The organism is Dyadobacter sp. CY356 (assembly GCF_021440195.1).
Lineage (GTDB): Bacteria > Bacteroidota > Bacteroidia > Cytophagales > Spirosomataceae > Dyadobacter.
In genome coordinates, this window is sequence record NZ_JAJTSZ010000002.1 from 20,532 (window position 1) to 42,675 (window position 22,144).

The following is a 22,144-nucleotide window of genomic DNA, read 5'->3' on the forward strand; positions in this document are numbered from 1 at the left end:
CGAATTGCGTTGATCAGTGACTACGAATTCTCCAATCATTTCTACTTATTACAGGTTGATTGTAACGCTGATTGATAAACTCACTTCAAGATATTTTCAAAAATTCCCCGTCTTTTTTAATTAAGTTATTTTCTGTGCTTCGATCAATTGCAACTAAGATATCCTTCCGCATTTCCTCTGTTACTCGTGAAAAACCAAATAACTTTGCGACAAGCGGAACAGCGGAATCTGGTTGAATCGCCAGCGAGGTTTCTACTATTTTCCTAACTGCCTGCTGAATTTCCTCGGAAGAAATATATTGTAAGCGTTTGGAGGTCCCAGGGAAATTGCTTCGCTCTCGAATTACGGGAACTTTCATTTCAGGATACCATAGGAAATCGCCGTTAACTTTTATAAGCCCAGACGAAGATGCATATCTGACTGCATCAGTCAAAGCTTGCCTGATACGTGAGCCAACTTTTGATACGCCAGCCGCGTCTGCAAGTCGTCTTGCCATTTCATCAAAATGAATAGGACTTTCAACGGCTACGATATCTTGTATCCATCCACCAAGCTTTCCCAGTGAATGAAGATGTAATTCTTGGGACGCAACTTCGGCTGGTAACAATGCTAATTCATAAACAGGTAGCAACACCTCAATTTCCCTTACCTCTTCACGAATGACCGCACTTAGTTCCATCTGTAATTCTTCTTCAACTGAATCATCCACCAGCGTTTGATTTCTGGCAGTCTCGATTGCAGCGATGAGTCTTTGCCGTTCCTTTTCAGGATTTCGGAACCAGTCAGTACTCCATACCCTGTACATTTTCCATCCTATTGCTTCGAGCACCTGTCTTCTGAGGCGATCACGGTCTCTGGCTGATTTCGCATTGGCATAAGCTTCTCCGTCACATTCTATTCCTAATAGGTACCGACCTGGGTTATCATTGTCAACAACTGCCAAGTCAATAAAAAAGCCATCTGAGCCAACTTGTCTACGAACTGTATAACCCGCCTCAACTAATTGATCAGCAACATGATCTTCAAATGGCCGGACTAAGGGAATACTTATTTCCTTGTCAATATTGAATTTTCCATGTTGAGCAAAATAAAGAAAATTCCTTAATGCCCGAATTCCAAATTTTTCACCGGGCGTTATCGCAATATCTTCTGAGATTATGTTTGCAAAGACCTCACAGCGCAATTTTGCTCTGGTGATCAATACATTTAATCTGCGTTCCCCGCCTTCGTTATTAAGCGGGCCAAAACGTTTTGGTACTGTTCCATCCTCGATTCGCCCATAACCTATGCTTATTAAAATAACATCACGCTCATCACCTTGAACATTTTCCAGATTTTTTACAAAAAATGGTTCGTTCGGATGGCTCGTAAAAAATGATTCGACAGCAGGGTTTTTCCTACGTTTGATCTCCAGCGCAAACTGTATAGCCTGCATTTGCTTGGAACTGAAGGCAACAACACCCAACGTTTGTTTCGGGTTTTTCAGGGCATGTTCAATAACAGCATCTGCGACATACTCAGCTTCTTTGGGATTGGTACTTGTTTTCCCTTTTTCATAAACCGTATTAGGCAAATGATGATATGCTAACCCCATTCTGGTTTTAGAGCCTGGACTTGGAAATATCACCAGACGATTTTCGTAGAATTCGCGGTTCGAAAGACTGATAAGTGATTCGTGACGGCTCCTGTAGTGCCACCTTAACATTCTTTCGGATGCACCCTGTCCGTTACACATCCCCAAGATACTTTGCATATCAGAAGTAACGTTTTCTTCATCTTCCGAGTCATTGTTCATTTTATCAAAAAAACTTGTTGGGGGAAGCTGCTTTGTGTCACCCACGACTACAAGTTGTTTTCCGCGAAGTAAAGCACCCAAAGCTTCTACCGGACGTACCTGGCTTGCTTCATCAAATATTACAAGATCAAATTCGATTGAACCAGGTGCCATAAAATTTGCAATGGACATAGGGCTCATCATGATAACAGGCTTTATTGCTTGAATTGCAAGACCAGCTTCATGAACGAGTTTACGAATTGGTTTGTGCCGGGCTTTCTTGTTAAATTCCGCTCTTAAAATATTAACCTGACCACCCGCCTCTTGCCGGGGAACACTTTCCCAATGTTTCAATGCTACCAATGCCCTGTTATACTGGAGTTTTAAAAGGTCTATTTTTTTAAATTTTTCTACGACCTCTTCATGGCTTGTCCGTTCAAAGTTTCTTAAGGCAGCACTTGACGACACCGCTTGTTCAATTAAACTTTCATACCAGGTTTTCTGAAAAGCAATTTTTAAGAAATCGGCTGCCTCAGACCAATGGACAGATGCGTTAGTTAGAAATTGCAATCCATCGTTTTTGGCAGTTTCTTCTAAATTATTCCATGCTATTACCTGTTGAATTTCAGCAAGACGCTCCTTCCATGGGCTAAGTACCTCCATTTGAAGGGCAAATTTTTCATTCAACAAAACTTTGCCCGGTGACCTTCTAACTTCGTCAATTTCTAGTTTTTCCAGGACAGCATTTATCGTTTCTCTATGTTCCTTGATTTTTTGGTTAAGAATCCGTGCGTATTCTGAAGCTATTGAAGCTGGTTCGTTGCGAGTTAGATATTTCAGAATATCTTGTGAAACAAATCCATTTAAAACCTGTTGATGGACAAGCAATAAATAATCACATTGAGATTTAAGCACTTCCCAGTCTGCCCTATACTTATGCCAGCGTTTACTAAATAGGCTTACCCCCATAGGTTCGAGGTCCCTGAGTGTATTCTCTAGCCTCTTTGCTTCTAAAATTGCATCGACATAAGTAATTTTTAATTGAAGATCATTCGGTAATGCGGTTTTGCAAAAGGAAGCTAATTGTTTGTTGCTTTGCTTATAAGAGCCGTTAAGGAATTTAAAAAAACTTGAACCGTGCGTAATTAAGTTCTGTCTGATTTCAAGGACATTTTGGTCCCAGGCTTCCGGTAAAAATATCTCGGCATACTTATTACGAATTGCAGATAGTTTTTTTCCTGTATCCAATAATTCGGCAATATCGTCTTTGTTCAACAGCCATCGTTCATCCTCAACAGCTAAATCTCGCAGATCGTGAGGTTGTCCTGCAAGTTCGCCAAATCGTATCAGCGAAGCAGCCTGTTCAGAACTATCGGGAATGTGGGTTCCAAAATAATTTGCAATATTGACCGATTCTGACTGTAAGTCCGCAGTTGCTTGATATGCAATATTTAAATGAGACAAAACCGCTTCCTGATCACTGCGAAGAAACATTTTCAATCGGCTGCCCCAAAACAAGAGTTCCGTCGGAACGCCTATATCTTTAAGTCGAGCCTGTATTCGATCTGCCATCGCTTCTGCAATGGTTATCTGCTCCCTACTATAATGCTGAATTGAATCAACATTAATTTTTGGAAGCTGAACACCTTTCGTTTCATTATCTATATTTAATAAATGCCCAATTACTTTTTGCGCAGACAGTCCACTCTTAGAAATTCCTAAGTTTATTGAACTGCAATAGGCATTCAACTCATCCTTTTGTGCCTGAAGAAGAAAAATTTCCTGCTCCAAATGCAGTAGTGTAGGTCTTCCCAAATCCAAGATCCTCTTGAGTTCTTCGTGAAGCTCTTTTTTGTTCGATTTGTGACTGTGTAATTCCAGACATGCTTCGCCTAAACCAATACTGTCAAGTCTCCGCTTTACGACATCTAGTGCTGCCATTTTCTCAGCAACGAAAAGCACTTTTTTACCTTGACCGACTGCATTTGCAATAATATTTGTAATGGTTTGTGACTTTCCAGTTCCCGGAGGGCCTTGAATCACCATATGTCTGCCTTCCTGAACTGCGAGCATTGCAAGAACCTGCGAACTATCTGCGTCTACCACATGATAAAGGTCATCAGCGTTCGTTTCAGTATCCAGGTTATGGTCTTCTGTCGCTGTGGGAGCCGGCTCACGAAAGCCCGTCTCAAATAGTGACATTAGTATCGCATTATTGTAAGGCTTTTTATCCTCTGGCCATTTGGAGCTGTCCAGATCATGATAGATCATAAATTTGCCAAAAGAGAAAAATCCAAGCTCAATTACATCTCTTTCAATTTTCCAGGAAGGGTGATGGTCAATCCTTTCAGATATTGTATCAAAATATTTTTCAATAGTAAGTTCTTCAAATTCCGGTAGGTCTGGTAAAGTAATATTGAAATCAGCAAACATTTTGGCTTGTAAAGATAAGTTACCTCCAACATCACTACCAGTATACCTCAAACGAAAACGCTCATTTGCACTTGACCGTTCAAGCGACACGGGGATCAAAATCAAAGGAGCTTGTCTGGCATTTTCTTTATTTCCTTCTTCGTACCAATTGAGCATCCCCAAGGAAATGTAGAGAATGTTAACCCCCTGCTCCTCAATACTTGTGCGAGCGAAGTAATAGGTGTTTAGTATTTTTGCCTGAAGCTTTTTCTCTGTCTCATTTGTCTGAAGTCTAGTATCGTTATATGCATCAGTCAATTCCAATTCTGTCAGTTCCGGCAGATCTGTTTCACTATCCTCTTCTTTACCTGGCCTTCCCAAAAAGGTCATTGCTTTGGCTTGTCTAACCAAGATGTCGTATATGGCAGAAGATTTTTCTTGAACTATATGAAGGCCTCTCCCTTGAGGTACTTTATAGTTAAGCAAGGAATTTCTCATTCCCAGATCTAACAGTTCTTTTCTGGATGCTTCTAGTTTTGGAAGTAATGTTTCTAACATATAATTAAATGTGAGTATCTGGGGCCTAGTGCTGAATCCAGATGGAATTAGGAAGGTTTTAATATGATATTCTCAAATCTAAGTGTTTCTTAGTTTACTTCCTAAGAGCCATAATTTATATTTTCTACCAGAGTTATCATCTCATTTAAATATCTAGTCATAAAATTTATAATAATAATTACAATGAGTTAGCTTACATGAGACCTGGGAGGGTTCAGTACTAAGAAACTAAAAATTGGGTCAACCTACTTGTAGTTTGCTGCATCAGCTCAGGATATAATTGTGATAGGCGTCATCGGGAAATTTGGATTAAGTATTTGGTGTGTAAATCCATGTTACTGCCATTATTTAGTAAAATTTAGAGTAGTGGACATCAAATTTCACGCAATGCTTAACCTGCATATTCTCCACGATGGGTAGAAAAATGATTCTACACTACAGTATAAAGTAAACCTTTTTCAAAACCCTTATCTTCCAATGTGGCAATATCCTGATTTGTAATATTAAGCGGTTCGTTCATAATTAGCTTTTGCCGAGGACCGTTTAGCACCAAAATTCCTGAAATCATAGATTTTCAATCATCCGATCCCGATAAATGGATATGTAAGAAATAACAGCTAGTAATAATAAACATCCTAGGACTTGAAAACCATAACCGGGCTGAGTTGTGTAGAAAGCCCAATTAAATAGAGCATAAATCGAGATGGCCGCAAAAACACCTATTGCGAACAGATTACGGCCAGCGAGTCGAACGAGCTCTAAATCTTTGATACGGCTTATTCCAACAATTCTGCAGGCCGGTTCGATTTGAGCATCATCTCCGTCATAAACAATTTTAATAGAGAAGGTATCTTTTGAATTTAACAGCGTGGGTTGAATGAAAATCGATTGCAAGTCCTGCGCACACACTATCTTTAGATTATTTGGAACTATTGATTTCACCTCATGATAAAGAATTTTTAAATTCCCTTGTAGTTGAATTTGAATCGCTTCTTGAAAATCATCTCTTTTTATTGGCAAGAAACCATAGTTCATAATTTTTATCGAAACTACTCTTAATGATTCAATGGGGTTATTTTTGTAAGAAATTGAAAGTTGCTTTGCTATATCGAGATCTTCATCATTAAAAATCGACTCAGAAAATTGCACCAGATAACCTAATTTCTTCTTTCGAAACTGAAATAGAGTGACCGCTATGCCTAGAACTGTCAGTATAACAGAAATACCCTGCCACCACGGTTTAGAAAAAAATTCGCTGATGTTGTTCATTTTAAAGTTAAAAAGTGGTTCTGGTATATCTTAGCAGGATACTGACAGTTAGATATCCCTAATATGCATATTTCATATAAAATAATTTCATTTCCTAATGTGTGGATGCTTGAGGACAGCCAAGGTTTTGAGTTGGTAGTAGGAAAACTTAGATTATTCATTCCTATTGCGCTACTGTGATTAATGCATAAAGGGTATACATGTCTCATCTAGATTTCAATTCGGTCTTCTAATTCGCCCAGTATTTTTTATATTCGTGTGATTAAGGTCCCTGATGGACTTTACCCAGGTTTAATTGTGCAAAACGAAAACGGAGAGAGAGATGAACCTACATTCAAATTTACAGTACCCCTTACTTAAATACCTGTCAGAGGAATTCGCAGGTAGCTTTTACCAGAATGAGCTCACCTGTTTGAACAGGATGCTAATTCTTTACCATAATAGGTATGTGTTCTCGATTTATGATGATACCGAAAATTACCTGGATGATTATGAAAGGTATCTGGAAAAACCCCTGAACTTCTGGTATCTGGCGGCTTTCAAAAGAGACCGGATCGAGATAGTAAGGAAAAGGGTGTATTTTCTTCTCAAAAATAACCGCCGGGTCTTTGATCAGCTTCTAGCCCGAAAGGATTACAGCTCGTGGGAAGCCAAGCAGCAGTCAATTCTTGAAATTTACAGATGGCTTGAAAAGCCACCCTCCGGAATCCAGCCGCCCTCAGATATCGATTTAAACCAATGGAAAAAGGAGATAGAAACGGCGCTGGCACCTTTTCTATCAGCATCAACTCAGCCAATGCCTGTAAAATCTTCGAAAAAGTCTGCGTATGAACATTTCTGTCAGGTACTTTCCGGTGCAGACCAGAGAGAGAAGCGGCAAAAATTCGAGCGGTTGATTTCAGTTCTAACACGCGAACAGTGGATCGCTCCAACAGATAACGATGGCATTTACAGATTCCGAAATACCGGCAGAGGCGCAAGGCTTCAACTGACAGCTTTGTATTATGTGCTCAACAAACAAGGGCATATTGCCCAGGAGCTCATGGCTACACAAATTGCTGCGCTCTTTGATAGCTGGCTTTCCCATCATATTTCAAAGGACTCATTTGTCAAGGCGTTCCAACCCGAGCAGCAGGATGCTTTTAATTGCAGCGTCCGCCAGCCGCGACACAAGTATGTCCAGGATTGTAAGTTGCTGATTCGGGATTTATAGTGCCGATCCGGGCCTGAAATTTCACTTTTATGTTCTTTTCATTCCCGCCGGAACTGCGGGAATGTTTTTGCTATTTGCCCGGATCAACTTTGCAGCATGTTCTACTAAAACGAGCTGCACTATGATAAACAGTCAAACCAAAGTTTCGGATCTAACAGTCGCCGATCTGGAAACCACTTTAGTCCGGGTGACTTCACCGGATACCGGACAACACGCCGCAATGCTTCTGGACACCCGTCAGGCACGCGTCTTTTTGGACGGGATTTCAAGGCACGCGCTTTACTACCAATGCGCTCACAACAGAATCCCGCACATCCGTCAGAGTGGACGGCTGTATTTTTTTAAAGACGTCCTGCTGCAGTGGAAAACACAGAATGGCTGGCAGGATGTATCTCTATCATCTCAAACCCAGCCGGTATGAAAGCAAGCAAAGAGCAGCTTATCCGGCTTTTAGAAAGCAGGGATGTCAGAAGACGCAGGAAACTATACGAGTATTACGAACACTATTTTCAGCAGCAGCATTCCGCCCGGTTTACCATCGAGTTGATCAATGCAGATCTAGGCTATGCATTGGTAAACCGTCAGGATGTCAAATACATCCGGGCTCATTGCAATCAATGGAAGACAGCTCAACCGGAAACTTCTGAAACCACACAGCAGGCAGTGGAAAAGAAAAGCAAAAAACCGACCTGGACAAACCAGGAAGAATTAAAAAATCCATCCTTCACAGGATCTAAACTTGATTCATTATGAAAAAGCTACATTTCATTGCACAGTCAAAAGGGGGCGTAGGTAAATCACTTCTGATATATCTGATGGCACTTAAAAACCACAATAAGGAGAATTGTCTATTTGTAGATATGGACGCTTCTACGTTTACAAGCAGACGTCAGCTGAGCTTTGTAGATGAAGACAAGCTTGACACAGTAAGTCTTTTGAATGAAAGAGCAGCCATTCAGCGGGACAATCTTTTTGTTTATCTGGATAAGGTATCCCGAAGCCGCTATCAGGAAATTTACATTGACCTGGGCGCACCGGAAAGCGAGCAGCTTCCAGCATTAATTGAATTTGATGATGTGCAATTGCCTCTGAGAGAATTTGCCGATGATATGGACATCGAATTTCATATAGTCATCGGCGGCGCAGGTGCCTACAATGCTTCGGTTGAATACCTGCTTAAAATGGTAAAAGTTGTAAGAGATGACTTTAAGATTACGGTGTGGGAAAGTGTTACCGGTTTTCGCAAATTTCCTGAACTGGCAAAGGAACTCGCTGAGAACTGTAAGAACATGGGCCTCACTTTCCGAAGGTTCGGTGACTTTGAACCGGAGACATACGTTGGTACTGAAATACTTTCTGGAGTAAGCAAGGGGCTAGCCCTGGAAGATTATGATCGTGGTCCAAGAAAAAGACTAATAAGAGAACTTGATATCAACTTTCGCTATGACCGATAAGACTCCACTGCAGAATAAAGAGCTGCTGCTTATCAAGGCAGATTACCTGGCCCGCTACGGCATGGAGATGGATGACTGGACGGCGATCACGATGCTGGACAATCAGGTGCAGCTCGATAAAATGAATATGCAGCTGCTTGCCAACCTGAGAGAAAATAAACGGCTCAGTGAAACCTTCAAAGGCTCGATCAAACAGATTCACTTCAACTCAAAACCGGAAGCTTTCCGCTACGGTTTTGGGCGGAGTCTTCCGTACGCTGTCTGCTCTTTGATCCTGGGCATTTTCATTTACGTTTACATGAGTACGTACAAAGATTATGAAAATCTGAAATACACAGTCCGCAACTACCGTAATGTCACCAGCTATGAATACCTGATCAGTCAGGGGGAATTAACAAAGGATGACGGGGTTGTTTACCTGATCTTAAAGCCGGTCAAAAAAGGTAAGCACATCTTCGGGCAGACCTACGAGTTTGACGAAAGGCAAAAAGTGGTCAAAGTGCCCCTTAAAAGGTTACAATGATCCAAAACCTTTCCTGTTGATCCCAAATAGCCCGAAAAATAAGCAGAAGTATTTCCATGCAGGTAAGAATAAGCCAAATCCAGCTCGAATCAACGATCATAAGAGCCATTTTGTTAGAAGATCCTATTTTTCGATAGGATCTATCAAGAAGGGCAATAAGATTTTAAACGAGCCTATTGAAAGAAGCAGGCTTTCAGACAGCCAGTATTTTTTAACGCCTGTGCTGAACAGCCCCGTTTAAACGGCCACTGAAAAAACCGCTACCGGTATGGACTGCCCAATCATGCTGATCCTCAAAAACTCGGCGGTACTCTTTCGTTGGGGGTACTCAAAAGCAGGAATGTTGAGATACTGTGCTGTGGCAGTATAGCAAACGTTCGGTCCGTTTGCGGTGAGCGATTTTGCTCATTTTTCCAGCGGATTTAGATCTATTAAAAAAACAAATTTCAATCAACAACAGGAAAGTTTCTCAGGTAAACTGTATATTAGAGGTATGTCAACAACGCCAACATATCCAAGACCCAATCTCGAACCCAAATGGTTTTGGGACTTGGATTATGAAAAAATCGATTGGCAGGCCTCTTATAAAACGGTTATAGCCCGCATAATCGAAAGAGGTGGAAACCTGCAGTTGGAAGAACTGATCCGTTTTTATGGCGAAGAAAGGATTATCAATGCCCTTAAAAACGAAATCGCTTTTCTACCTGATTATGCAATTGAAGCAGCCTGCAGATACTTTCCTGTTACTAAACAGGAAATGTTATGCTACAAACGCAAACAGTCGAGGCCAGCACACTGGCTCTGATTAAAACCTTGATGTCGGACCAAAGCCTCAATGATTTTTATTTGGTCGGTGGAACAGCTTTATCGTTAAAACTTGGACACCGGCTTTCAATTGACATTGATCTTTTTACCAGCAAAGATTTTGACTCGGCTTCTTTAAGCCGTCACCTCCAAAGCCAATACGGCCTGTCCAATGCATTAGAAATCAAAAACGGACTCTTCGGATTTATCAATCAGGTTAAGGTTGATTTTATCAGCCATCAGTACGGGTTGGTCAAACCAGTCGAAATAACAGAGGGAATACGCATGCTTTCTTTGCAGGACATTGGAGCCATGAAACTGCAGGCAATAGTTCAAAACGGAACCAGGTTAAAAGACTTTATAGACGTGTACTACTTGCTGGAAAAACTCCCCTTTGGATTCTTATCGAAGGCATACGCACAGAAATATCCCGGTGTAAATATGCAAATGGCGCGCGCAGGCTTACTTTATCAGAAAGACATTGATTTTTCGGTTCCGATTAAACTGTTAAAAACAGAGTTTAACTGGCAGAATATCCACGAACGTTTAAACCAGGCCGTCGTAAGCCCTTTATCCATATTTGAAGAAGAATCTGAGCAGATCCGTTCTACCCGAAAGCAAGGGAAACGGCATAAATTTTAGTATTTCGATCATTGCAGGTAATGTAGATACGTCCTTTAAGATTTCTGGCGGCAGCTTCTTTTTCAGGCGCACGAAAAACAGGAAGGAAAGCTTTTAATTGTCACGGTATAGGTCAGATATTTCGGTTAAAGTCCGTCATAGACAAAGTTCCTGACAGCTGCTTAACTTTGTCATATCTGGCAAACATTACATAATCCTTCTTACTTTCAAGTGTCACCCGCAGCCGAGTTTCGAGGCGTTTTTGCGGGCCAGATTTCAGTTGTATCACCCGGGCAAGGTGATACAACTGTACATCTGGACAACCACGGGAAAGCAGGTGGTTTCAGCTTTTTGTTATTCTTAAAAGACCGAGTCAAATAGCCTTAGTTTGGTATTAACATTTCAGTTTTCAAGCAGGTAATGCTTAAAGAAATACCTCAAATTGAAATTAATCTCCAATTCAGCTCACCTGAATTCGTCCCATCTTGTCCCTAAGATACAGTAAGTTGAAAAATGGTAGTGAAAGTTAACTTTTGGCAGCAAAAGTTCATAGAAGTTGAAAAAAGTTAACTAGCATAGGACTAAGGTGACAGCAGAATAGTGATCAGTTTTAGTTGGATGAATCCGGAAGAAATTTTCCTAATTTTGACTAAGAGGTTCGAATGAGACCAAAATCAGATGAATTTGACTGGATAAACCATTTATCTTTTTTAAGCCAAAATGATCCCAAAGAAAACCTAGTCATCCCTTTTAGCTAATATCAATCTGATTCTGCTCCAAAAATATCTTAATAGCCGCATAATGATTCTTTTGGATCAAAAATTCCGAGAATTGCCGATGACTCCGATTGAGCCATTCATAGGTATTGCGCTCTTTTCATATTTCTTCCCCAGATAAACAAATTTTTTCTTTCAATCCCCTCTCTCAAGTCGCGGAGGGGTTGGAAGGAAAAATTTTTGCAGTGGCTAAAGATCTTGTGATTCACTTGTACTAATTAATTTTCTGTTAGCTTTATGATTCTGTCGGAAGTAGGCAACTCTGCAGTACTAAAAACCGGATCCGCATATCAATATTTTTTGATCATTATTTCCTTTATCTCAGAACTCTTCCTATGTAATGTCTTTCCAAAATCCAGAAGTCAAGTCAACCGCGTTCCAGGATCAAAAAGGTGGATCACCCTTCGGCAATAGTAAGCAACCTTTGCTCAACAATCTGCTCGGACTTTTCTAAAAGCAATCTCGCCTTTCGATGAAGCAATCCACAATCAGTCGGATCAATAGATGACTTAAGAATGAACCGTGCACTGCTTGAACTCTTGTTAAGGACGGAGAATATATTCCTATCCTGCTCGGTCTGACGCGGGAAAATATGATCTACCTCCTTAGTGAAATTATTGCACAAGTCCATAAGATGATGTAATGAATGCTGTTTTGGGTGATAACCAAGAAAAGCATAGATTAATCCCAGGCAGAGCTGTTCCACTGCCTGGCTAATTAAAGATAAAACAACGGTCTCATCCTGGTCAATCCAAATACATTCTGCTGCATCCATGAACGCCTCGGCGCGGAAATAGCGCTGTTTCCAATTAAGATCACAATTCAAGGAAGTGTTTGCCAGATCATAGTCTTGCATGGCATCCAGTTGTATGAAGCCTTGTTTCCTGTAAATTTGGGTGGATTGATGCATTGTTTTATGAAAAAAGCGATTGTTCAATCTTAGTGCGCGTGTAGCAGACTCAACGCTGTAAGCAAGCAATAACACTGAACACCCACTCTTGGTATCTGCATTGATTACGCTTTGAAGATCGGCAGGATTATTGACTGGTTCAGCGCTGGTTATTATCAGCAGATCATAATGTACCTGGTGCGTTTGATCTACCTCTGCAACGGAAAATAGACTGGTGCGCGTATTTGAAAATATTCTTTTTCCAAAACAAAAGATACTTTCAACCGAAAAAGCACCTACGATCTGATTGATTAAAGAACAGGGTACCTCAAACCTCGAGACATCCTGAATCTGAGCAGCAATCTCTGTTCCTGCATCGGTGCTTGTCTGAGGTGGGCTGAATGTCTCTGTGCACTTCTGGAAGGTTGTCAGCAATTGCTGATAAGTTTTAAATGCAGCCAATTTCACTTCGCTTGCTTTTACCCGTAGTGCCGACAGATCCAGTTTATTAATCTGGTAGCTGTTTTCATAACGAACAGCCAGATAGGCATCGTCCAATAATCTCAGAAGTTTTATATCTCGCTCAGTGTCTGCTAAAAAGATGTTGCTTAGTTCTATACTGTAGGGTTCAAGATATTTTTGATGTGCCTTGATGCTATGCGTGATTTTTGATTTTCCCGTTATAAAGTGCTCTATGGCCCGGAAGTTAAGTTCGATTGCCTGATGAAGCATAAAGGCTGATTGGACGTAATTTTCTTTTTCCAGATAAAAATCTGCTCCGCTGACAAACGCTTTGATTTTTTCTTCCTCCGAGTCATACTGCTTCCGGGCATTTTCCAGCATTTCGAGCCGGTTCAATGATGTTGGAATAAGCTCATAATCTGATCCGGCTTTTCCGTAAAACAGATTAGCTTCTGTACATGTATTGTAAAAATAAAGATTGCCTTTGCTTATGGCGTCCTTGATCTGATGGGCCGGATGCAGGGTGAAGTGCAGTGTCTGTTGCTCCGTAAAGAGAATATTGACAAGGGGCAACAGTTCGGCTGGAGACTTGGTGCAGGTATTTGCAATCAGGATGGTTAGCACGGTATGGCAGATTTCCTCTTTCTCATGCTTATGCACATAAATCCTTTCCACATCGACCAACGCAATAATATGACCAATGATGCCCTTCAATGAACCGGTTTCCGTTTGATTAGTTTCAAGCTTTTCCATGATTTCCTCCCAGATTTTTATCGTGATTAGTTGACCTTCCAGAGCTATTCGCCGTTTGTGACTTGCTTGAATGCCGCCAGATAAGCTTCGTTATCCTTTTGAAGCAGGTGCAGTGTAGAAATGGCTTTCTGCTTTTCTTCCGGTTCTGAATCAGCGAGCACTTCCAGTAACTGGTTGATTCGGTCGTTGCGCTGCTGCTGTTTACTGATAAAAATTTCGATCAGCGCTCTCCACTCGTTACAGGAATCGGAAATAATAACCTTACCACCATAGAAATTGTTGATATTGAATATTGTACTCATGACTTACAAAGTTTAAATGAGTTAAATCTTCATTTCGGGCATTGCGGATGGGCTGTCGAATTGGCTGAGCTTACACGTGATTGCTGTTTCACAGATGTTCATCAAAATGCTAACATCAATTAACAACAGCTCCATGGAAACTTTACAATTTTGAAAGTTATGCTGCCCCTGCAGGCTGCAGGCCTGTTCCAGTCTATCTAATAAATGAGTGAAGCGGTTATTCCTGGCCATGATTGGTAAATACTCTTCTGCAAGCTTTTGATATTCAGCCGCGGAAAATGTTTCAGGTATTGGACCCTTATAAGTGTTAATGACGGATTGATACAGCAGATGGAGCGTCTGATAAAGTATGAAGGCACCTAAATCCGGGTTTTCTTCTTTTAAAAATTCATCTGCCACTCCAAACAATTGCTGAGCCTTAGAAAAGATAGTCAGGAAACGCGTGTTAGCTTCTGCTTTTAATTTATCCAATTGATCCTGATCCATTTCAGTAATGGCAGACCTTTTGCGGGAATAGACCTGAAACTGATTTCTAAAATGCGAGCAATGATACGGGCTCCCGAATTGTAGATATCCTCTAACCTCCGAAGCACCTCCCAGAGAGACTAAAATATCCGGATGTCGGGAAAAGGCCAGTTTAACAAAGTCAAGGTATTGGTCTTCATCTATGTCCTCATCATCATCGAGGGTAACCAGTATTTCGGTATAGTTGTCAATACGATGCTGCGGAAGGCCTTTATAGCTAATCATAAATATCCGCTCGGGTGAGATAGCGGTGATAAGAAGATCCACAATTGGTTTCAGCCTGATTTGATCAGAAGCAGTAAGCGCCAGGGTATTAATTTTCTCCGACCAGCTGTTATATTGATCCAGACTTTTATCCGGCGTAACATAGATATAATTTACCGTAGCTGCTGTTGGCTGGTCGCTGGCCTTGGTCGGCTCCTGATTTGACGCACTGTTTAAATTTTCCATATGCTGTTTTTATAGCAAATGAAAAACACGTGACGCGGGTACAGAACCAAACAGGCTTGTATTCTACCAATTTTGATGCGTATATTACCGGGATGGAAGAATTGCCGTTACCTGAAAGTTTTTTTATATTTGTAACTATGAGCACATCAACGAAACCCAACCACATAGGACACAAAATAAGCCGCATCCGCGAACTCCGCGGACTTAAACAGGAAGCTTTGGCTTTTGAGCTGAAGGTCAGTCAGCAGACTGTGTCAAAAATTGAACAAAGTGAAACTGTGGAACAACAGATTTTGGAACAGATTGCGCAGATCCTGGGTGTAACTGCAGAAGGAATTAAAAACTTTAGTGAAGAAGCTGTGTTCAATATAATTGCTAATACTTTTAATAACGAATCGGTTGCATACGTCGAGAACTATAAGTGCAATTTCAATCCACTTGACAAATTGATTGAGGCCTTCGAAGAGAATAAGAAGCTATACGAGCGCCTACTTCAAAGTGAACGGGAAAAAATCGAATTACTAAAGGGGAAAAACTGACTCCAATTTGTATTGTAATTCTTCTTTTATGTCAACTTTTGAAATAAAGGAGAACCAGTAGAAGCAGTTTTCCAGGCCTAACTCTGTACTGAGCGGGTATCTTTGACGTAATTAAATGCTTTACCCACTTCTTCGTACAGCCATTTACTTCTTTTGCGGCTGGAAGGATGGTAGAAATTAATAATGTCAACGCCTTCCCATTTTCGGTAACCAAACATCTTTGGAATTATCTTGTTAATTTTCCAGTGTATCCTATATGCCAAAGGATTTCTTATTTGTTACTCCTTTGGTCCGTTTTCTGTTTTGGCGGATTTTGCGTTCAAGTTGGACCCGAAAATAAATCCGACAATTGTCCCTAAAAGGCCAACGATAGGAGTTATTTGATCTTTATCGTAACCCGTTAAAATCATGAACAAAGAGGCATTAACAACTACAATAAGACCGATAATCTGAAAAGCAAAACTTCCGAACTCTTTATGAGTGTGGAATAAAAATATTAGAATCGATAAGATTAATAGGAAGGAGAATATTAATAACCATTTCGCAACAGAAAGCAGTTCGAATGCAAATTTTTCAGTGACTTTGGTAACTCCACCAGCCGCTTTGAGCGCGCCTATTTGGCTCTTTAAGTCTAAGTTTAGAACTCTAAGACTATCGGCTATGTTTTGAGCTTCTTCTATAGCTGCAATATAAGCCGGCGTAATTTTACTTGATCCTATCGTATCTCTTTCCTTTTCCTGAGATATGGAATCGACAAAAAATATCATAACTGTAAGCAAAGAAAAGGCTATATTCTTCAACATTTTGTTCATGGTAGGATCGCGAAAGGTAAGTTATTGATAGTTGTCGTCGGCATTAGCCTTGGGGTCATGTGTTTTGATATTCTCGAATTATCTAATACGCCATTATAATTTACTACTACATCGTTCCTAACCTTGCTGTTTTTTTCATTCCATACATTGAAATATCGTGTTACTGACTTATAAACGTCAGCAATGGTCAGAATTTTTCCAGAGGCCCCCAATGATTTGTCACGAGTTGCTCTTATAAGAGCGCTGGTAAAGACACTATTTGTTGTTTTGGTACCATCAAATGACGATTCTTTTTCATCACAAGAAGTAAAATAATTCGTATTGTTTGATGCCATGGAGAGCTTAAACCGAAATGAATTTTCTAAATAATTTTGAGTAGAGTTGTCTTTATTGGGCGGTGAAATTACTGGTTTCAAGAAACCAGACTGGCATGCATCGACTATAACAAGCTTGTTTTTCGCGAACGAAGTAGAGAGAACTCTATTTATCTCCTCATATGCAAGCGGTCCATCGTAACAATAGAAAGAACTGGCAAACCCATGACCTGACATAAAAACCATTAGCAGATCATTAGAAGTAGCTTTTGCAGCGAGTTTCTTCAATTCAAACAAAACATGGTCATGCTTCGCTTGGGTTCCAGGCAGATATTTGATATTTTCTTTTGGAACGCTACCGCCATAAGGGCTTGTTAAAAAAGCTCTTACTGAGTCAATATCATTTATGGATGAGTTCAACTTGCTAAAAGCATTCGATTCGTATATTGATACTCCAACCAATAGAGCGTATGTCTTAAATTTACTTGGATCGAATTTTTTTTCGTCGTCTGAAACTGTTACAGTACCTTTTCTCAATTCATATAAATTAAGATTACGTATACTGTAATCTCCAGCAGTGAAGTGCAAATCTACCGGCATTAGGGACGTCTCGTGTACGAATGTTAGTACTTGGATATCATCAAGGTAGACTGAGAATGACTCCATTTTTTTCTTAATTGTCACCCGAACTGTATTGCTTTGGCTTAACAAATCAGTTGATCCATCTTTTATGGCTTTTAGAAACTGTTTGTTCCGTCTTGGGATCACAGCAGCAAAAGTATTCCTGGACTCTTTCCCGATATATAGTATGTTATAATTATCACCTTGTTTGTCAAAGACGAGACCCACCCCGCTTGTTTTCGTAATAGACGGCAATGGAAATGTTAAATCAAATGAAAGATTGACCACATTCGCGTTAAATGCATTTTGAATAATGCTGGGAAGCGGAACTTTTGTATTCCACCATGCAGACGAGTGATAAGAGAAATAATAAGCATTATCACGAATTTCTGTTTTCGTGGTAGCGTTGTTGACGAGTGCCCATTTCTCTTGATTGTTGGAGAATTGCTCATTTATAGTAAGAGTTAGGTCGTCATTTTGCGCCAGACATGGGATAGTATTAAATACTTTTATGATAACAGCAAATATTATTGCAATATTTCTAAGCATAACAATTTATGAAAGATAGTTTTTAGAAGGGATGCCAATAACGTAACTTGAATATTCAAACCTCGGTCACGTTACATCCAATCTAAAAATAAAAGTGGTTAATGTCAACCTGATTATTAAATAATTACAGAATTTTTATTAACTGGTACTTGTTGATTAAATTAAGGAAAGCATTAAGGAAGTTTAGCCGACTGGCATCATATTTTTTACTCAACAGCCCGGTGAACTCCTTTGCTTAAATCAGATAGGTGATTAGCGGACCAATATCGATAGTTTATGGGGGCCTATCAGTAGAGAATTCGGAGCCCATTGATCATACCAAGTGGGAATTACGGCCATATTGTTTCGGTCCGAATTAACCAGTTTAAGTGATTGATTGGAGCATCGTAACTCGGGGTAGAGAGTAAGCAATTAATGGTCAATCTGCTTCGGACTATAGCGGTCAAGGTATCCGGATTCCCCATACTATAATACTTTTTAATTGGTTGGATTAGCTTATCTTCTTCAAGATGCTTCTAGTAAAATTTTGAAGACTTGCTGGATTAGGTCACAATAAAAAAATGGTTACCAGCGATAACACCTAGAATGTAGAATTGCGGCTTCATAAGTAAAGAAATTACCTGTCTGCAAGCACAAATGCCCAGCTTCCTTCTCCCTTAGGTACCAAATGTTTGATTAGAGTATAGTCAGCCGTGGAAAGATGCAATGAGACCAAATCCTCTGAACCGTCGGGGTTCGCCCTGATAAATTCTTTGGGGGGAGTTGCCCTGGCATCCCGGTAATACATCGGAATTCCTTTGGAGAAGGCTTCTCTATGAAGATTTGTGATTACTTCCGCCGCTCTTTCATTGGTCTGCTGCAAAGAAAGACCATTGGGTAGAGGCTGCTGTAATTCCGATTCCTGCTGTTTGAACAGAATTTCATCCAGATAACTCAGAAATTGTGAATCGCCTTTAAGATCGCTTTTAAGTTCTTCTATATCTTCAATAGGATGAAAGAGCCGAAAGTCTCCCATTTTCATATCTCATTTCCTTGACCGCCATTCCCTTACTTTTATGATTACTTACAAATTTAACGATTTGGTATATAAAAACTATGCGTGGCGCAGCACTGATTTATAAAACACAAAAATGTGACTGAAAATCTGATTTTTAGCAAATTCTTTGACATTGCTTTGCGTAAAAATGCCGACTGACCTGTAAACCGATTACTTATGCTCATTTATTCCTTAATTTTATTAAAGGCTCCCAAGAGTTCAAAAGGCAGTTCATAAATATCGGGTTCACCTTCGGCATAGTTTCTCATCAATATAATTCCATAATTGTTCTCTTTGGCAAAAGCAAAATTAGCCGTATAACCAGCAACCGCCCCTCCGTGATTAATAATGGTCAATCCTTTCTCCTGATTAATGAAAAAACCTGCACCGTAAAAATTTTGTTCGCCAATCCCAATCATTTTATTTTGCATCATTCTCAAATTTTCAGTCGTTAACAGATTGGGTGCAGCACCCTGGATACAGCGCATGAACTTTGCCAGATCATTCGGAGTGGAATATATACCACCATTAGGAACTTTGTATCCGCGCCCGGCGTGCTCTGACAGAGGTGTTTCCGTATCCGTTCTCCCACCTGAAAGCTCCTGCATCCCAACTGACAAATCTGAAAGTTTCTTATTGGGTACAACAAAATAACTAGAATTCATATGCAACGGCTCAAAGAGCCTCTTCTGTATTAATTCAATGAAAGGCTTCTGCGCTGCCCTCGAAAGAGCCAGGCCTAAAATTCCGTATCCAATATTTGAATAGCTAAATTTTTCGCCAGGGTTGGATTCAAAGGACGTGGTCGGAATGGACTGCAAAATTTTACTTTCCCACTGCTGAATGGGTCCTGACGCAGCATCTGGTAAGCCTGGTTCTCTGGTCAATCCGGAGGTATGCGTGGCCAATTGCTGAAAGGTAATTTTGGTATGATCCGAATATCCTTTCAGTTTTTTTACCTCAGGAAGATATAATTCAACAGGATCATTCAGATGAATAATGCTATCCTGCACTAAAAGCATCATTAAAAACGCTGTGAAAGGCTTGGAAATTGAGCCAATTCGATAAATCGTAGCCGTATCTGCCATAGCATGAGTTGACACATTGGAAACGCCATAGGCCTTTGACCAGATGAGCTGATCTCCTTTTAGAATAGCGCCGGATATACTTCTATCCTTGGGCAGGCTTTCTGAAATGACCTTTTCAAGTTCCTGGATAATTTCTTTCTCTGTATTTTTTTCTTCAAAATCATGGTGGGATGATGAACAGCTAAGAAAAAGGATCGGGAGTATAATATGACATAATACGTTTTTCATCATTTTAAATAGGCTTTCCTGAATTTTTAACATGATAGCTGGTTAGCAGATCCATAAAATTTTGTCTGTAACTTCCACCTAACGGAATATACTTATTTGCAACAAGCAGCTGATGATTCTCAAATTTGGTCAGGTAGGATAATGAGATAATAAAAGACCTGTGCACCTGAATAAACTGCTCTTGCGGAAGTAGCTTCAAAGCTTCTTTTATAGATAACCTTGTATTGATCTTTCTATCGCTGGTTACAAAATTTACGAAGTTACCTTCAGCCTCAATGTATTGAATCATTTCAAAATTGATCTTAAATGATTCATGACCGCTTTTAACGATGACAAAGTTGGATACATTTTCTCTGTCGCTATCATACATTCCCCTTCCGGTTTTGTAAACAGCATGGGCCTTATTACAGGCCGTTAAAAACCTGTCGAATAAAATGGGCTTTACCAGGTAGTCAACAGCACTGACCTCGTAGCTTTCGGCTGCATAGCTGCTGTAAGCTGTTGTAAACACAACCATCGGGGGATCAGGAAGACTTTTAATTAAATTTAAGCCTGAAATATCAGGCATAGAAATATCCATGAAAACCAGATCAACAGCATTATCATGCATGTAATCCAGCGCTTTAAAGGCATCGATAAATACTTTTTTTAACCTGATAAACGGAATCTTTTCTGAATGGTACCTTATCACATCCAGCGCCAGTGGCTCATCATCAATTGCTATACATTCCATCTGAAAGCTTGATTTTTAAATTTACGTTGAATATCCCATCTCTCTGATCAACCGTTAACGTATGAGAATCAGGGTATAAGTGCGTTAGTCTTTGTCTTACGTTCGCCAGCCCCAGACCCGTGCTGATTGGCCTATCCTTATGCTCATGAACGGAATTTTGAACTGAGAAGGCCAGTTCATCGGCGACCAGATCGATTTTCATCTCTATAATGGATGGGCTTCTTGTGCTGATTCCGTGCTTAAATGCATTTTCGATAAAAGGAATAAGTAGCATGGGCGCAATCAAAAGCGCGCAGGAATGATCAATTTTAAAGTCAGTTGTAATTTTATTTTGCCGGTCTATTCTTAATTTTTGCAGGTTGATATACTGCTCAATATATTCAAGTTCCCTGGTAAGCAGCACAAGATCCTGTTTGCAATCTTCCAGCATGTAGCGCATTAAACCACTCAGACCGGCGACACTCTGAACCGTTTTGGGGCTGTTTTCCTGCATAGCCTGGGAATAGATGTTATTGAGCGTATTGAACAGAAAATGCGGATGGACCTGAAACTTTAAAAGATCCAGCTGAGCAATCAGTTTATCTGATTCCAGTTGCTTGCGCAGGTTTTCATGTCTAAACCAGTCTTTTGAAAACCGGTACAAAAAGGAAGCTAGTAGTATAAGAAGTTTAAATGCCAGCGAGGGAATTATAGTTTTTGTTAATACTGCTGTTTGTTGAGCCGTAAATAGCGGGACGCTATAAATAGCCCATTCCAATACCATCGATATAGGAATCAGCAATAACAATAAAGAAAAATACAATGTGTATTTGCCCTTGGATAAATAACGGGGTATAAACCAGAATACGTTAAGGTAGAAAAATGACAGGCTTATCGTCAGAAGCAGCAAAGAATAGACTGCTTTAAAGAGAAACAAAAGAGGTTCATTTTCAGGCGTCCATTGTGGATAATCCGTAATCCTGAGCAAAAACAACATCCCGATAATAAGAATGTGCAGGGATATTTCGGCGAATGTGCTGACCTTCTTATAAATAACAAGATCCTTTATAAATTGAAAAAAATTGGACAGCAGTAACACAATTATGGTTTTCAGGAAAGCGATTGCTCCGAATAAAATGATTGATTCAGCAATCGTATTTGGTGATCTGCCTCTGAGAAATACAGGCTCGAGTTTTAGCAGGTAATCAAAAAAGAATTCCAAGCCGGCAAGGCCTGTGAAGAGCAGTACAATCACACAGCTATATTGAAACCAGGATTTATTACGGCCTAAATAATAAGGAACAAAAACATAAACATTGATGTAAAAACCTACCATGCCCGTTATCCAGGTTACAGGATTATAGAAGAATGGCACATGGGCAACTTTAAATGCGATCAGGTAGGCCAGTAGCCATACTAAAATATGAATTGTGATATGAATCGATTTTTTCAAAACCCTT

Annotated in this window: 18 protein-coding genes; 7 read left to right on the forward strand and 11 right to left on the reverse strand. The window is 40.1% G+C overall.

The window, feature by feature from the left end; translation table 11 throughout:
* Positions 1-85: 85 nt before the first annotated feature.
* Positions 86-4,744, reverse strand: coding sequence for a DUF3320 domain-containing protein (locus tag LXL81_RS06210; protein ID WP_234645860.1), 4,659 nt, complete (start codon positions 4,742-4,744; stop codon positions 86-88).
* A 564-nt stretch (positions 4,745-5,308) separates the two neighbouring features.
* The gene (locus tag LXL81_RS06215; protein WP_234645861.1) at positions 5,309-6,013 is read right to left on the reverse strand and encodes a hypothetical protein; all 705 of its coding nucleotides are present in this window, start codon (positions 6,011-6,013) and stop codon (positions 5,309-5,311) included.
* Between the two features lie 448 nt (positions 6,014-6,461).
* Between LXL81_RS06215 and LXL81_RS06220 the strand changes: the two genes are divergently transcribed.
* The 6 genes from LXL81_RS06220 to LXL81_RS06245 all read left to right on the forward strand — a co-directional run bounded on the left by LXL81_RS06220 (position 6,462) and on the right by LXL81_RS06245 (position 10,649).
* A complete protein-coding gene (locus tag LXL81_RS06220) occupies positions 6,462-7,226 on the forward strand; it encodes a hypothetical protein (protein ID WP_234645862.1) in 765 nt (254 codons plus the stop codon).
* Positions 7,227-7,643: 417 nt separating this feature from the next.
* On the forward strand, positions 7,644-7,979 hold the full coding sequence (locus tag LXL81_RS06225; RefSeq protein ID WP_234645863.1) for a hypothetical protein: 336 nt from the start codon (positions 7,644-7,646) through the stop codon (positions 7,977-7,979).
* Positions 7,976-8,680 (forward strand): hypothetical protein, encoded by a 705-nt coding sequence (locus LXL81_RS06230; RefSeq protein ID WP_234645864.1) that lies wholly within the window; start codon positions 7,976-7,978, stop codon positions 8,678-8,680. The genes LXL81_RS06225 and LXL81_RS06230 overlap by 4 nt, the downstream gene beginning before the upstream one ends.
* The gene (locus LXL81_RS06235) at positions 8,670-9,203 is read left to right on the forward strand and encodes a hypothetical protein (RefSeq protein WP_234645865.1); all 534 of its coding nucleotides are present in this window, start codon (positions 8,670-8,672) and stop codon (positions 9,201-9,203) included. The genes LXL81_RS06230 and LXL81_RS06235 overlap by 11 nt, the downstream gene beginning before the upstream one ends.
* 493 nt (positions 9,204-9,696) lie before the next feature.
* The gene (locus tag LXL81_RS06240; protein WP_234645866.1) at positions 9,697-10,008 is read left to right on the forward strand and encodes a DUF6922 domain-containing protein; all 312 of its coding nucleotides are present in this window, start codon (positions 9,697-9,699) and stop codon (positions 10,006-10,008) included.
* Positions 9,966-10,649 carry a nucleotidyl transferase AbiEii/AbiGii toxin family protein gene (locus LXL81_RS06245; RefSeq protein ID WP_234645867.1) on the forward strand — a complete coding sequence of 228 codons (684 nt, stop codon included), beginning with the start codon at positions 9,966-9,968 and terminating at the stop codon, positions 10,647-10,649. Before LXL81_RS06240 ends, LXL81_RS06245 begins: the two co-directional genes overlap by 43 nt.
* A gap of 1,152 nt (positions 10,650-11,801) precedes the next feature.
* Here the strand turns inward: LXL81_RS06245 and LXL81_RS06250 are convergent.
* From LXL81_RS06250 to LXL81_RS06260, 3 genes are read right to left on the reverse strand one after another with little or no spacing between them, the layout of a single operon-like run.
* On the reverse strand, positions 11,802-13,508 hold the full coding sequence (locus LXL81_RS06250) for a HEPN domain-containing protein (RefSeq protein WP_234645868.1): 1,707 nt from the start codon (positions 13,506-13,508) through the stop codon (positions 11,802-11,804).
* 44 nt (positions 13,509-13,552) lie between these two features.
* Positions 13,553-13,810, reverse strand: coding sequence for a hypothetical protein (locus LXL81_RS06255; protein WP_234645869.1), 258 nt, complete (start codon positions 13,808-13,810; stop codon positions 13,553-13,555).
* A 21-nt stretch (positions 13,811-13,831) separates the two neighbouring features.
* Positions 13,832-14,785, reverse strand: coding sequence for a hypothetical protein (locus LXL81_RS06260; RefSeq protein WP_234645870.1), 954 nt, complete (start codon positions 14,783-14,785; stop codon positions 13,832-13,834).
* Positions 14,786-14,922: 137 nt separating this feature from the next.
* On the opposite strand from LXL81_RS06260, the gene LXL81_RS06265 reads away from it, so the two are divergent.
* Positions 14,923-15,324: a helix-turn-helix domain-containing protein gene (locus LXL81_RS06265; RefSeq protein ID WP_234645871.1), complete on the forward strand. Its 402-nt coding sequence runs from the start codon at positions 14,923-14,925 to the stop codon at positions 15,322-15,324.
* Between the two features lie 278 nt (positions 15,325-15,602).
* Here the strand turns inward: LXL81_RS06265 and LXL81_RS06270 are convergent, their stop codons facing one another.
* The 6 genes from LXL81_RS06270 to LXL81_RS06295 form a co-directional block, all read right to left on the reverse strand.
* Positions 15,603-16,127 (reverse strand): hypothetical protein, encoded by a 525-nt coding sequence (locus tag LXL81_RS06270; RefSeq protein WP_234645872.1) that lies wholly within the window; start codon positions 16,125-16,127, stop codon positions 15,603-15,605.
* Between the two features lie 5 nt (positions 16,128-16,132).
* Positions 16,133-17,620 carry a caspase family protein gene (locus LXL81_RS06275; protein ID WP_234645873.1) on the reverse strand — a complete coding sequence of 496 codons (1,488 nt, stop codon included), beginning with the start codon at positions 17,618-17,620 and terminating at the stop codon, positions 16,133-16,135.
* A 616-nt stretch (positions 17,621-18,236) separates the two neighbouring features.
* Complete coding sequence (locus LXL81_RS06280) at positions 18,237-18,635, reverse strand: hypothetical protein (RefSeq protein ID WP_234645874.1); 399 nt, start codon at positions 18,633-18,635, stop codon at positions 18,237-18,239.
* A 206-nt stretch (positions 18,636-18,841) separates the two neighbouring features.
* On the reverse strand, positions 18,842-19,975 hold the full coding sequence (locus tag LXL81_RS06285) for a serine hydrolase (protein ID WP_234645875.1): 1,134 nt from the start codon (positions 19,973-19,975) through the stop codon (positions 18,842-18,844).
* Between the two features lies 1 nt (position 19,976).
* The gene (locus tag LXL81_RS06290; protein WP_234645876.1) at positions 19,977-20,705 is read right to left on the reverse strand and encodes a LytTR family DNA-binding domain-containing protein; all 729 of its coding nucleotides are present in this window, start codon (positions 20,703-20,705) and stop codon (positions 19,977-19,979) included.
* Positions 20,686-22,137, reverse strand: a complete 1,452-nt coding sequence (locus LXL81_RS06295; RefSeq protein ID WP_234645877.1) for a sensor histidine kinase — start codon at positions 22,135-22,137, stop codon at positions 20,686-20,688. The genes LXL81_RS06290 and LXL81_RS06295 overlap by 20 nt, the downstream gene beginning before the upstream one ends.
* Positions 22,138-22,144 lie beyond the last annotated feature (7 nt).

Bases quoted from the DNA above. Each gene is read 5' to 3' on its own strand.
- LXL81_RS06255 (WP_234645869.1), bottom strand. From the start codon at position 13,810: ATGAGTACAATATTCAATATCAACAATTTCTATGGTGGTAAGGTTATT.
- LXL81_RS06210 (WP_234645860.1), bottom strand. From the start codon at position 4,744: ATGTTAGAAACATTACTTCCAAAACTAGAAGCATCCAGAAAAGAACTG.
- LXL81_RS06275 (WP_234645873.1), bottom strand. From the start codon at position 17,620: ATGCTTAGAAATATTGCAATAATATTTGCTGTTATCATAAAAGTATTT.
- LXL81_RS06215 (WP_234645861.1), bottom strand. From the start codon at position 6,013: ATGAACAACATCAGCGAATTTTTTTCTAAACCGTGGTGGCAGGGTATT.
- LXL81_RS06235 (WP_234645865.1), top strand. From the start codon at position 8,670: ATGACCGATAAGACTCCACTGCAGAATAAAGAGCTGCTGCTTATCAAG.
- LXL81_RS06280 (WP_234645874.1), bottom strand. From the start codon at position 18,635: ATGGGAGACTTTCGGCTCTTTCATCCTATTGAAGATATAGAAGAACTT.
- LXL81_RS06285 (WP_234645875.1), bottom strand. From the start codon at position 19,975: ATGATGAAAAACGTATTATGTCATATTATACTCCCGATCCTTTTTCTT.
- LXL81_RS06260 (WP_234645870.1), bottom strand. From the start codon at position 14,785: ATGGAAAATTTAAACAGTGCGTCAAATCAGGAGCCGACCAAGGCCAGC.
- LXL81_RS06290 (WP_234645876.1), bottom strand. From the start codon at position 20,705: ATGGAATGTATAGCAATTGATGATGAGCCACTGGCGCTGGATGTGATA.
- LXL81_RS06270 (WP_234645872.1), bottom strand. From the start codon at position 16,127: ATGTTGAAGAATATAGCCTTTTCTTTGCTTACAGTTATGATATTTTTT.
- LXL81_RS06245 (WP_234645867.1), top strand. From the start codon at position 9,966: ATGCTACAAACGCAAACAGTCGAGGCCAGCACACTGGCTCTGATTAAA.
- LXL81_RS06240 (WP_234645866.1), top strand. From the start codon at position 9,697: ATGTCAACAACGCCAACATATCCAAGACCCAATCTCGAACCCAAATGG.
- LXL81_RS06230 (WP_234645864.1), top strand. From the start codon at position 7,976: ATGAAAAAGCTACATTTCATTGCACAGTCAAAAGGGGGCGTAGGTAAA.
- LXL81_RS06225 (WP_234645863.1), top strand. From the start codon at position 7,644: ATGAAAGCAAGCAAAGAGCAGCTTATCCGGCTTTTAGAAAGCAGGGAT.
- LXL81_RS06250 (WP_234645868.1), bottom strand. From the start codon at position 13,508: ATGGAAAAGCTTGAAACTAATCAAACGGAAACCGGTTCATTGAAGGGC.
- LXL81_RS06265 (WP_234645871.1), top strand. From the start codon at position 14,923: ATGAGCACATCAACGAAACCCAACCACATAGGACACAAAATAAGCCGC.